The organism is Cellulomonas sp. 73-92, assembly GCF_001898175.1.
GTDB lineage: Bacteria > Actinomycetota > Actinomycetes > Actinomycetales > Cellulomonadaceae > Cellulomonas.
In genome coordinates, this window is sequence record NZ_MKTH01000017.1 from 1 (window position 1) to 11,646 (window position 11,646).

Sequence of the window (11,646 nt, forward strand, 5' to 3'; positions counted from 1 at the left end):
GATGGCTGCACTTCTACAATCACCACCGCGCCCACTCCGCCCTCAGAGGCCAGCCGCCGATCACCCGACTGACCAATCTCCCTGGACATCACAACTAGGAGGCTGGATACTGTCGGTGCATGCCTGATGAATCCGGAGCTGAGCACCGGATGGTGACGTCGCAGAGCCTGTCGAGCGGGACGGTCACCGTCTGCTGGGCTCTGGCCGTTGGTCTACTTGCCAGCGGGATCGCCGCGACATTCGCGAACAAGCCCGGTGCGGCCGCCGCCACCATGCTCGCGCTCGGTGGCCTCCTGGCCTTCGTAGCGATGATGCGGCGCATCCCTCTGCGGCTCGAGGTGGCTGGCACGAAGCTCGATGCTGCGTATCCACCGGACGACGCATATCAGGCAGGTCGTTCTGGGGGTGTTCAGGCCGGTCTGGAAGCGGCCGTGCGGGAGACGGAGAAGGCCAGTCAGTCGGGGCGGACCGTTGAGGAACTCCTCGACCGTCTCCGGCAGGAGGCTCGTGAACAGTTGGACGTGGTTCCGCTGGCGCCTCCTGGGGAACGTGAAGTCAGCCGCTCACGGCGCGTTGTGGCCGGTCGTGGATACCGAGCGTCGACAGCAAGCCGGGTGGCCGAGGTGACGTATCGGCAGCTCGACTACTGGGCCCGGACCGGGCTCGTTGAGCCGAGCGTCCAGAATGGGGAACCCGCGGCGCTCTACTCGCTTGAAGACATCGTGTTGCTAGCCATCGTGAAGCGGCTTCTCAACGCGGGCGTCAGCCTGCAGCAGATCCGCCAGGTTGTGTCGGTGATCAGGGCTGAAGGGCTGGACGCGTCCCGCGGTCGGACGCTCATCAGCAACGGTCAGGACGTGATCCTGGCAGCCACAGCAGGCGAAGTCGCTAGCGTCCTTGAGCACGGAGACGCCATCTTCGGGGTCGCACTAGGTGCGGCCGCCGCGGACGTCGAGAGCAAGCTAGACGCGCTGCAGTCGTAGGAAGCAACCGCGTTCGCGTGGCGGTCCATACCAGCGAACGGACCGCAGGGTTGGCGTTCACGGTCGCGGTCCGCGGCGGCTAGACGCCCGGCGACCCGCGGTCGCAACCGCCCGTTCACCGGCCCGTACGTGCCTCCACGGTGTACCGCTCAAGCAGATTCCGGGCCGTCAAGCCATGATGGGCGAGCAACTTGGAAACCCGCACGGGGTCGCGGAAGGCGTCGTCTTGCGCGAGCGCAGTCGCGAACCGGTCGAGTGCATCTCGCAGTGAGAACAACTTCTCCGTTGTGATAACACGGCAGCGTTGCGGTGCTGCGGCCTTTGAGTCGAACGTGGACCAGGGGTGCACCAGGACGGGGGTGCCGGTCGTCACTGGGTACTGCTCACGGAACCAGTCCATCGCGTTAGATAGTTGCTTGGCGTCGTCCTTGAACACCGGGTGTTCTCCTGCGCCGCTCTTCGCCTCGATGACGAGGAAAGTGTTGTCGTTCAGTGCCCAGAGGTTGTCCGGGCCGCGGCCGATGTCTCGTTCGGGTCGCTGGCCTGCGAATCCAAGATGGCGAGCGAGGTCGTCCAGTGCCGCTTCGAACGGCAAAGTGCGGGGGCCGAACACCAGGTCCGCGAGGATGGCGCTGTACCCGAGCCTCAGTTCGGCTCCCGTGTGGTACGCGTCCTGCATCCAACTGGACGCCGACGCGCCTTGCTCCTTGATCGGTGTGGCCAGCTTGGCGTAGCTGGCACCCGTTGCAGGCCGCAGGAGGGCACGGTTTGCCTCGTTCGCTGCGCGTTGCGTCTCCTGAGCGAGTACCGGGTCGACTGGGTGCTGAAGCGTCGCGAGCTCCTGAAGGAGCTGACCGCACAGGATCTGGTCGCTGGCGGCATTCAGCGCCTTCTGCTCCGCATCGGCCGCTTCGGACCACCGGGAACGTGTAGCAAGGTCGAAGGCTTGGCGACGTGCCGTCGTGACAGCGTCGACCGGGTTCTGCTCGTACCGAAGGGTTGCCAGACGGGACCGGCTCGCGGTGATCCACCCGACGTCACGGTTGAGGACACGGTTCACGACGCTCAACAGCTCGTCCATGTCGGTGCCCCGAAGGTCCGCAGCAACGCGACGTGAGAGTTCCATCTGCGCACGTGTGGCAGGGGAGAACGCGTCCATTGCGCCGGGCCGAAGGAGCCGCTCGGTCATCCGTGCGCCCATCAGGAACACGACGCAGTAGTCGTCGTTTGAGCGGACGGCGCGACCCATGCCCTGTTCCACTCGTTGGATCTGGCGGCGCAACAAGGTGTCGGACCCGACCATGTACGCCTCGTCCAACCGGTCGAGACCGCCGAGGGCTTCAGGGAGCCCGTCGATCACGAGCACGTGACATGCGTCCCCCGGCAAGTCGACGCCGTCATACCGGTTGACGAAGACCACCAGACCGACGTGTCTTCCGGATCTCAACTGGTCGACGCCATCCTTGATGGAGTCCTTGTCCAGAACGGTGGGACCGTACTCAGCCCACGCGGCGGCGCGAGTCTTGCTTGGGACGATCACGACGACGTTCCGGTCGGCGGCCAACGATGCGATCATGCCGCGGACCTGCTCCTCCGTCGCCTCGGGCATGATCTCTTGCGGCACGACGATGAGCCGGTCTCCGATGTCACCGGCGTTCGCCGGCGCCACGGGGTCGGCGATGGTCGCCGGGTCGGCAGCGAAGTCCGTGACGAGGATCCCGTCATCGGCCAACGTGGCAGTCAGGTACACGCGCCGCTGGGCGCTCGCGAAGCCAGTGAGAACATCAACGGGCAGATGGGTGGGAGCGATCTCGAGGGCGTCCGATGTGAAGACGGCGCGGCACTGAGGGAGGACGTCGACAATGAGCGGCCAGTTGAACTGGTGCGGTGACGTGTTCGTAATCGGGTGAATGATCGACAGGACCTGCCTCTGACGGTCCTGCCATGCCCAGTACGGGATTGGCACGAGGGCGTTCTGTCGCTGCCCTCGCAGGTCGAGCAAGGCGTTTGGAGACTGCTGCTCGAGCACGTCCGCGAACGTCTCAAGGAGTTGGTCGTACTGCGGTACGTCCGCTCCGATGACGAGTTTGAACTCGTCTTCCGCCTTCGCAAGGCAGGCGTGGGCATCGTCAACGATGACGGTTCCTAGACCGTACCGCGGCACCTTCGATACGGAGCCGCCGACACCGAAGACGGACAGGCCGTTCACGACTCGCTGGAACACGTCGACGAGGATGGCCGTACCCGTTGCGTACTCGTACGACCCGACGTCGCCTGTGACGGTGATGCCCAGGGCTGCCGCTTCAGCGCGCACCTGGTCTGCCAGGTAGTGGTCCGGCACGAGATACGCAACCGGGCCCTTGCCTTCCTCCAGCGACGCCTGGGCGATGAGGAGGCCCACCACGGTCTTCCCGCCACCGGTGTTGAGCTTGACGACCACGTCACGGGCGTCACGGCGGCGGTCCCACTGGTCAAGGATTTGGTCTTGCGGGCCGCGTAGGTACTCGTAACCGCGGACCCTCGGGAGAGCCGCGAACAAGTCACGAGGATGCCGAACGGCCCCGGTTCCTTCGTTGGGCTTCTCGTAGTTGAGGAAGTCGATGCCCATCGTGGTGCCCCCTTGGTGACGTCCCTGGCGTCCAAGCGGGAGTGGTGTCGTTGGGCGCACATAGATCTTCCGCACCTTGGCACCTGTAATGCATGCACGGCAAGCGTTTCGTTGGCAATGCACCCGGGGAAGTAGGGCCCCTTTGAGGCGATTCAGGACAATGCGGACAACGCAAGGGTGCCAGCCGCACCCGAGTCGGCGGTGTATGCCTTGGGGATACCGCGACGGCTCATGGAGGCCCCCACGTCAACGGGAGCTGCGGTCCCGCCGCGCGATTGCTTGCGGAACTTCGGGAAGCCCGGGCGCGCGGGGGACCCACAGCCTTGGCGACTGCTTCGGCGTTCGGTTGTCGATTTTGACGGCCCGCCCAGGGGGTCAGGGCCGCCGGCGACAGCGCCCTGGAACACGGCGGGTATCGGCCCTCCGGTTTCGAGAGGCCGTCACCGGGGCGCGGCACTGTGGCCCGGTGACGGCTCGGTCGTGACGTGTCGTCGGAGCAGGTCCGCGATGGTTACGTCGAGCACCTGTGCGATGGCTTGGACGGTGAAGACGCCAGGGTCGATCACCGCCCGCGTCTCGATTGCACGAACCGTCCCATAGGCGACACCGGCGCGTTCGGCGAGCTTCTGCTGCGACCAGCCTCGTTCGCCGCGGACGATCCGAACATTCCGGGCGAGCGTAGCGGCGGCCTCCAGGTGGGGACTGTCGACCTTCCTCCGGCGTCCGGGCACCGCGGTATACTACCAAAATAGTAGCGCCATAGTTTTGGCTCGACCGGGAAGGTACGGTGTCGGCATGGCCGGTCGGCACATCAAGGCACTCATCGCGGCGTACCACGATCGCGACGACCTTGCGTTCCGCCGCGCCACCCAGGGGATCATCGAAGAGGAGGAAGCGAAGCGGCACACCGCGCTGGCGCAGGACCTTCGTCGGCTCCTGGCCGCGGGGGCTCACTCCGCCTTCGCGGTGGAACCGATGATGTTGCCCGAGTCCCCTCGGGACCGAGACTCCAACGTTCCGATCGCTGACGTCGCACCGCCACCAACGACGGGGCTGCGTAGCCTGCTCTTGAACGAGCAGACTGATCGCACCCTGAGCCAGGTGATCGCTGAGGTCCCGATGTGGCAGCAGCTTGATGCTGCCGGCCTGCCGCGTCGCAATCGCCTGCTCCTGTACGGGCCCCCCGGCTGCGGGAAGACGTCAATCGCGTCGGCCGTCGCCGGCGAGCTCGGGTGGCCGTTGACCACTGCGAGAGTGGACAGCCTCGTGTCGAGTTACCTCGGCGAGACGGCGTCCAACTTGCGAAACTTGTTCGATTTTGCCCAGCAGCACGCGCACGTGGTGTTCCTCGACGAGTTCGACTCCCTTGGCAAGTTGCGGAACGACCCGTCGGACCACGGTGAGTTGCGCCGCGTCGTGAACGCTGTGCTCCAGCTGATCGACAGCTACCAGGGGCGTTCCATCGTGATCGCTGCGACGAATAACCCGGAGATCCTCGACTCAGCTCTGTGGCGCCGGTTCGACGAGGTCCTGGAGGTGCCAGCCCCGACCGTCGCGCAGATCGCAGCCCTGCTGCACCGGCAGCTGTCCGCCGTGAACACCATTGAGATCGAGCGGTTCGCGTCGCGGCTCGCCGGGCTTTCGTTCGCCGCCGTGCGGCACGCCGCGGACGGAGCGCGCCGGCGTGCTCTGCTCGATGGTCGCCGCGAGGCGACCATCGGCGATCTTGACGAGGCCGTTCGCGACACGGTCTCCCGGCCCTGGGCCTGACCGCCGCCACATCGATCGTTCAACGCGTCGGAAGTTTCCAGCGGACTTCTCGTCGTTCTTGTGGGTGGATGCGGCGGATAGTCCGAGCCGCGGCGGCGTCCTACGCGCTACGGTCGTGAGTCGTGGCCGACCATCTGCGACTGGCAGACCCGCGCGTGCTGTCGTCCAAGCGCCGCCCTTCCGCGTTCAACCCAAATGCTGGGCCGCTCGAGCCCGACCGTCCTGGCCACGCGAGGACTCTCGCCGGAATGCTGGCGGGCATCGAAGGCCAGGTTGGGGGCCGATTCGAACGTGACCGGGTCGGCGTCGACGAAGAAGACCGCGACGATGCCCCACCGGTTGTTCTCGTGGTGACCGGTAGAGCGGCCTTGGACTACGGGCCATTTCGACGGTGGGGGATGGACGTCCTCACTGAGGGTTCTGGCAACACATTGATGGTTCTGTCCAGCTCTGAGGCGCGCGAGGTCTTCGCCGATCTTGTGGACGAGTACGGAGGCGACCGGGCCGACTGGACGAAACCAGAGGCGTGGCGCAAGCAGCTCGACGCGATCGAGAGCGTTCGACTGTACGACGCGCGCGACCGCGCCGACGGTCAACTCGAGGACCTCAACTTCGAATCACTGGAGGTCGTGGATGTCCTCTTGTGGGCTTCGATGGCGGAACGCTCCAGTCGACGCGCGGAAGCCGCCCGCCGACGAGTTCATGAAGTAGAAGAGTTCGTTGCCTCCGCGGCCGAGCTTGACGACCGTGTTGCGGTCCTCGCGGTCGACGACCGACCGGACACCACGATGATGCGCGTCGCAGTGACGCGCGAGCTCCTGGACGGCTTGCTGGCCAATGCGTGGGTGGAACGCGTCCGGCCACCCGTACAACCAGTCCTGACGAGCGATCACCTTCTGGAAGCACCGGTACCCCCGCCGTGGGAGCGGCCGCCGGCTACTGGCGCGCCCATCGGTGTGATCGACGATCTCGTGATGGACAACACTCTCCTGCAAGACGTCGTTGCGGGCCGTGCATCGTTTCCCGACGGGTACGTATTCAACCCGCCCAGCGACCACGGCACCCATGTCGCAGCCGTCGCCGCCTACGGCGAGCTTCGAACGCACATCGTTGACGGAGCTCCTCTACCCGCGCCGCACCCGATCTACGGTGCTCGAGTCATGGAGGCATCAGCCCTCAGGCTCGGCCGTACGCAAGTCGTCGGCTACCTGCACGAGCAGCTCGAGCGCGCACTGAAGTGGCTACACGCCGAGGGGGTCAAGGTTGCGGTCTGCTCCATTAACCAGCTCGTCCCCGACGACAGTCTCGTGCCCAGCCCGGAAGTGCTGGTCATTGACCGGCTGGCCCGAGAACTCGACATGGTGGTCGTGCTGTCCACCGGCAACGTCGCCAGCGTGTCTCCTCATCACTGGCAGACTGACTACCCGACCTACTTGCACCGCCCAGAAGCACGGGTCGCGGACCCTGGCACAGCAGCCTTGGGCGTGACGGTCAGCGCAGTAGCGCACCACGACGTGCCCGGCGCGGTGAACCGACAGCATCAGGTGCCGATCGCACACGCCGGGCAGCCTTCGCCATTCACTCGAGTAGGCCCCACCCGCGGCCGGACCAAGACGTTGACGCAGAAGCCCGAGTTCGAAGCGCACGGCGGTAACTTCAGTTGGGACCACCAGAACAGCTCCGTGCACCCAAATGACCCCGCGATGGGAGTCATCACCCTCTCCACGCCACGCAACAACAACCCGGTGTTCACCGCAGTGACTGGCACTAGTTTTGCCGCCCCCTACGTAGCGCACCAGATCGCAGACATTGCCACCCGCTACCCGCGCGCATCGGCGAATCTTCTACGGGCACTGACGGCCCTTTCAGGCCGGGTAAACCCCGCATCCAGGAACCACGGTCTGCCGATCGTGGTTTCAGCATTCGGAGAACCCAATGCCCACAGCGTGCTGGAGAGTGGCCCAGATCGGGTCGTCCTCGTGTTCGAGGGTGCAATCCCAGTCGGCGGGGTGAGCGTTCAACGCATACCCGTGCCTGCTGACTTTGCCACCGGGGCTCGCAATCAAACGATGCGAGTCGCGCTCGCCTACGACCCTCCCGTCCGGCGTGATCGTGGCGGGTACGCCGCTGGAGACATGTCGTTCGACGTGACTCGCGCCATGACCGAGGCAGAAGTTGTCCAACTGTACGAACTGCAGCCAAGCGAAGAGGAGGTCAGTGCGGACCCGAGCAAGGTCCGGCTGCCGCTTCCGCACGACCGTCGGCGTCCTAACTTGCAGCCCGGCGTCAAGACATTCGCCTCCAACACGCTCATGCGTCGGACGCTGGACTGGGACTGGAACCCGGACGACGAGGATTACTTCCTGGTGCTTCGCCATACACCTCGCCGATGGTCGAAGACCGCCAACGACCCGACCGAACAGTCCTACGCACTCGCGATCGAACTATCAATGCAGGCGACCGCCTCAGTGGATCTGTTCTCGTTGGTCCGGGCACAGATCGAGGCGCGAGCTCGCGTTCGCGTCCGCTCCTGACGCGGCGGCCGCCGCTGGGACAGCCGAAGCCAACGCGACACGCAACTCTGCATACTCCGCCGCGGCTGGGGGGGACGCCGAGGAGCGTCGAAGATGCTGGACGATTGGTGGCTCTTCGCAGTTGAGCGGGTAGATCGCTGGTGGCGCGTCGGTGCGGGTGGGAGGGTCGAGGCCTCCCGAGGATGGAAGTTCCTACGCTCGCCATCCGAGAGGCCTCGACGTGTTCCACGCTACCTTCGACCCTGCTGACCTGACCGTGTTCTGCGGGCTTGACGAGCTCGGACTCGTGGCCGTTGGGCAGCGGATCGAGCCGTCTGGTGCGGTGCTCGAGTGCCGGGTCGTGGCGCCGGACGAGTTCTGCGGTCGGTGTGGAGCGGAGGGCATCTCGCGGGGCACGAACGTGCGACGGCTCGCGCATGTCCCGTTCGGCGGCAGGCCGACGACGCTCGTGGTCCGGCTTCCCCGCTGGCGCTGCTCGGGCTGCGGCCGGTCCTGGCGGCACGACCTGGCTCACGCGGCCGAGCCGAGATCGAGGCTGTCGCGCGGCGCGCTGGCCTGGGCGCTGGCGGCGCTGGTCGTCGACCATCTGACGGTCAGCCGTGTCGCGGCCCGGCTCGGGGTGTCCTGGCACACCGCCAACACCGCGGTGCTGGACGAGGGTCGTCGGGTCCTGATCTCGGACCCAGCCCGGTTCGACGGGGTGGCGGTGATCGGCGTCGACGAGCATGCCTGGCGCCACACGCGGGCCGGCGACCGCTACGTGACCGTGATCATCGACTTGACGCCGGTGCGGGACAGGACCGGACCGGCCAGGCTGCTGGACATGGTGGAGGGCCGTTCCAAGCCGGTGTTCAAGACCTGGCTGCAGCAGCAGACCCCGGCGTTCCGTGATGGCGTCGAGGTGGTCGCGATGGACGGGTTCACCGGGTTCAAGACCGCCGCGGCGGAGGCGGTGCCGGACGCAGTCGAGGTGATGGACCCGTTCCATGTCGTCCAGCTCGCCGGCGACGCCCTGGACCGCTGCCGACAGCGCATCCAGCAGGCCACGCTCGGCCACCGCGGCCGCTCGGGCGATCCGCTGTACGGCATCCGTCGCGCCCTGCACACCGGCGAAGGGTTCTTGACCGACCGGCAGCGATCGCGCATCCTCGCCGCGTTCGCCGCCGACGAGCAGCACATCGCGGTCGAGGTCACCTGGAGCGTCTACCAGGACATCGTCACCGCCTACCGCGACGAGGACCGCGCCCGCGGCCGCGCCGCACTGCAGACCGCAATCCGGTCCATCGGCCGAGGCGTCCCGGCCGGTCTCGAAGAACTGCGCCGCCTGGGCCGCACCCTGCGCACCCGCGCCGCCGACGTCCTGGCCTACTTCGATCGCCCCGGCACCTCGAACGGCCCGACCGAAGCGATCAACGGACGCCTCGAACACCTCCGCGGCTCCGCCCTCGGCTTCCGCAACCTCACCAACTACATCGCCCGCAGCTTGCTCGAAACCGGCGGCTTCAGACCCCACCTACCCGCTTGATTGCGAAGAGCCCGATTGGTGGGGTCGGGCTCCGAGGCGATCCTGCCGCGCTGCTGGGCGTCGCGTGTTGCGCCAGTGGGCGCACTCCCGCTAGTAGAGGCTCCCTGACGCTGGGCGCCCTGAACTGGCACGGGGTGCGCCATGACGTCGTCCGCAAGACTCCTGCTCCTGCTTCCGACCGCTGACCCGGGGATCACGCCCAACGACAACGGGCTGCCGGGACTGGCGGTACTACGCCAGATCGTCGGAGCGCTCCTGACCTGGGGTCTGGTCGCCTGCGTCGCGGGCCTAGTGATCTCGGTCATCACCTGGGCCGTTGCCCGCCAGCAGGGCAACTACGGCTATGCCTCCGGTGCGAAGACGGGCGTGCTGGTCTCGGCGGGTGGTGCGCTGCTGATCGGCGGGGCGAACGCGATCGTGGCGTTCTTCTCCGGCGTGGGCGGGCGGATCTGACGTGGCCGCCGCGGTGGCGAGCGTGTGCTCGGGTCCGCTGGATCTGGTCTGCCAGGTCACGGACGCCGTGCAGGGCGCGGCATCCGACTACGTGCTGGGCGGTCTCGGTTCTGCCTTCGTCGGAGGTTCGGCCCAGGTGGGCCAGCTGACGCTGACCGCCTTGGACACGACCACGGCGATCGATCTCGGCGCGACGTGGTTCCGTGCGAACGTCGCTGTGATCGCGTCGATCGCGCTACCTGCGGTTGTCGGCCTGTTCGTCATCCAGGTACTCACGTCGGTGTTGCGCCGTGAGCCGGGCGGCCTTGCGCGTGGTGTCGTCGGGGTGGGTAAGGCTCTACTGGGCGCCGCGTTGGCGTTGGCCGTGACACAGGTCGCGCTCACCTTGGTTGATGCCCTTTGCCAGTACATCGCCGGTTCGGCCGGCTACACCGTCGGCTTGGCCGCGGCGCGGTTCTTCCGGTTCAGCTTCCTGACCGGTCTGTCACCGGCGCTGCAGCTGCTGCTCGGGCTGCTGCTGATGGTCGGGTTCGTGCTGCTGTGGGGTGTGCTGCTGTTCCGCAAGGCAGCACTGATCCTGGTCGCTGTGTTCGCGCCGATTGCGTTCGCGGGGTCGGCGTGGGACCAGACCCGGGTGTGGACCCGCCGGTGGTTGGAGATCGTCGCCGCGCTGGTGTTCTGCAAGGTCGTCATCGTCGTCACGTTCGTCGTGGGCGCCTCGGCGTTCTCGGGCACCGGCCCGGGCGTCGGCACCGCGCCAGCCAGCAGCGACAGCACCCGGTTGTCGGACCTGCTCGTCGGGGTCCTGCTGCTGGCGATTGCGATCTGGGCGCCGTGGTTGACGTGGCGGTTCGTGCACTGGTCGGGGCTGGAGGCCGCGACCGTGATGCACGCCAACGTGGCCGCCAACCCGATTAGCAAGGTCGGGCAGTCCGCGGCGACCACCACCAAGTTCGCGGCCCAGCACGTGGCGTTGACCGCGGTCACCGGCGGTGCCGGCGCGGGCGCAGCCGCGGCTCAAGGCGCCGGTGCAGCGAGCGCGGTACGTCCACCCGGGCAGCCCCGTCCCGCGTCGCGACCGGCGGCTGGCGGTGAGGGTCGATGACTGCGTCGCAGTCCGGGTCGACGACGGTGTTTGGTCGGCTCGAGCGGCGCGGCGTCCTGCTCGGCCTGTCGGCTGCCCAGCTGGCCGTCGTCGGCGTCGCCGTAGCCGTCGCGGTGACGGCGGTCTACTCGGCCGGTAGCGGGGGCCTGCTCGTGTCGGCCCCGTTGTGGGTGGTGCTGTTGGTCGTCGGCACCGTCACCGTCGGGGGCCGCCCGCTGGTGGGTTGGCTTCCTCTGATGACTGCGTGGCGGGGTCGTCAGCTGCGCGGGGCGACCAGCGTCGCACGGAGCACCCGCGTTGAGCATCAGCCCCGCACGCTCACATTGCCAGGCGTGGCCGGGCGTCTTGAGCTTGTCGAGGAGCCGTCGCTCGGCGGCGTCCTGGTTGTCGACCGGAGAGCCGGGACGGCAACGGCTCTTCTGGCGGTGAACGCGTCGGGGTTCTTGCTGGACGACGGTTCTGTGCAGGAACACAAGGTCGGCGCGTGGGGACGGGTCCTGGCCGGCATCTGCCAGCAGTCGACGATCGTCCGGGTCCAGTTCCTGGTTCGGACCGTGCCGGGCGGGTTGACCCCGGCACGACGGGGTGGTTTCCAGTCGTGGTCGCAACACGTCCTTGAGAATCGGGGTTCGTGTTGGCGTCGTCTCGTCGTGTTGCGAAGGGTCCTG

The 11,646-nt window shown here is 67.1% G+C and carries 9 protein-coding genes; 7 read left to right on the forward strand and 2 right to left on the reverse strand.

From position 1 onward, the window contains the following. The first annotated feature begins 119 nt into the window (after positions 1-119). Complete coding sequence (locus BGO37_RS12645; RefSeq protein WP_291755403.1) at positions 120-983, forward strand: MerR family transcriptional regulator; 864 nt, start codon at positions 120-122, stop codon at positions 981-983. A gap of 115 nt (positions 984-1,098) precedes the next feature. Here the strand turns inward: BGO37_RS12645 and BGO37_RS12650 are convergent, their stop codons facing one another. Further along, positions 1,099-3,591: a helicase C-terminal domain-containing protein gene (locus BGO37_RS12650; protein WP_291755407.1), complete on the reverse strand. Its 2,493-nt coding sequence runs from the start codon at positions 3,589-3,591 to the stop codon at positions 1,099-1,101. Positions 3,592-4,031: 440 nt separating this feature from the next. Beyond that, entirely contained in the window at positions 4,032-4,322 is a 291-nt protein-coding gene (locus tag BGO37_RS12655; protein ID WP_291755408.1) for a helix-turn-helix transcriptional regulator, read from the reverse strand. Between the two features lie 64 nt (positions 4,323-4,386). Here BGO37_RS12655 and BGO37_RS12660 point away from each other — a divergent pair, with 64 nt between their 5' ends. The 6 genes from BGO37_RS12660 to BGO37_RS12685 form a co-directional block, all read left to right on the forward strand. Then, positions 4,387-5,361: an AAA family ATPase gene (locus tag BGO37_RS12660; protein WP_291755411.1), complete on the forward strand. Its 975-nt coding sequence runs from the start codon at positions 4,387-4,389 to the stop codon at positions 5,359-5,361. A 122-nt stretch (positions 5,362-5,483) separates the two neighbouring features. After that, a complete protein-coding gene (locus tag BGO37_RS12665) occupies positions 5,484-7,895 on the forward strand; it encodes a S8 family serine peptidase (RefSeq protein WP_291755414.1) in 2,412 nt (803 codons plus the stop codon). Positions 7,896-8,115: 220 nt separating this feature from the next. Next, a complete protein-coding gene (locus BGO37_RS12670) occupies positions 8,116-9,420 on the forward strand; it encodes an ISL3 family transposase (RefSeq protein WP_291755422.1) in 1,305 nt (434 codons plus the stop codon). A 141-nt stretch (positions 9,421-9,561) separates the two neighbouring features. After that, the gene (locus BGO37_RS12675; RefSeq protein WP_291755417.1) at positions 9,562-9,873 is read left to right on the forward strand and encodes a DUF6112 family protein; all 312 of its coding nucleotides are present in this window, start codon (positions 9,562-9,564) and stop codon (positions 9,871-9,873) included. A gap of 1 nt (position 9,874) precedes the next feature. Next, complete coding sequence (locus tag BGO37_RS12680; protein ID WP_291755419.1) at positions 9,875-10,978, forward strand: type IV secretion system protein; 1,104 nt, start codon at positions 9,875-9,877, stop codon at positions 10,976-10,978. Then, positions 10,975-11,646, forward strand: a 672-nt coding sequence (locus BGO37_RS12685) for an SCO6880 family protein (protein ID WP_367188109.1), incomplete at its 3' end; no start/stop codon positions are given. The genes BGO37_RS12680 and BGO37_RS12685, both read left to right, overlap by 4 nt.

Bases quoted from the DNA above. Each gene is read 5' to 3' on its own strand.
- BGO37_RS12645 (WP_291755403.1), top strand. From the start codon at position 120: ATGCCTGATGAATCCGGAGCTGAGCACCGGATGGTGACGTCGCAGAGC.
- BGO37_RS12650 (WP_291755407.1), bottom strand. From the start codon at position 3,591: ATGGGCATCGACTTCCTCAACTACGAGAAGCCCAACGAAGGAACCGGG.
- BGO37_RS12660 (WP_291755411.1), top strand. From the start codon at position 4,387: ATGGCCGGTCGGCACATCAAGGCACTCATCGCGGCGTACCACGATCGC.
- BGO37_RS12675 (WP_291755417.1), top strand. From the start codon at position 9,562: ATGACGTCGTCCGCAAGACTCCTGCTCCTGCTTCCGACCGCTGACCCG.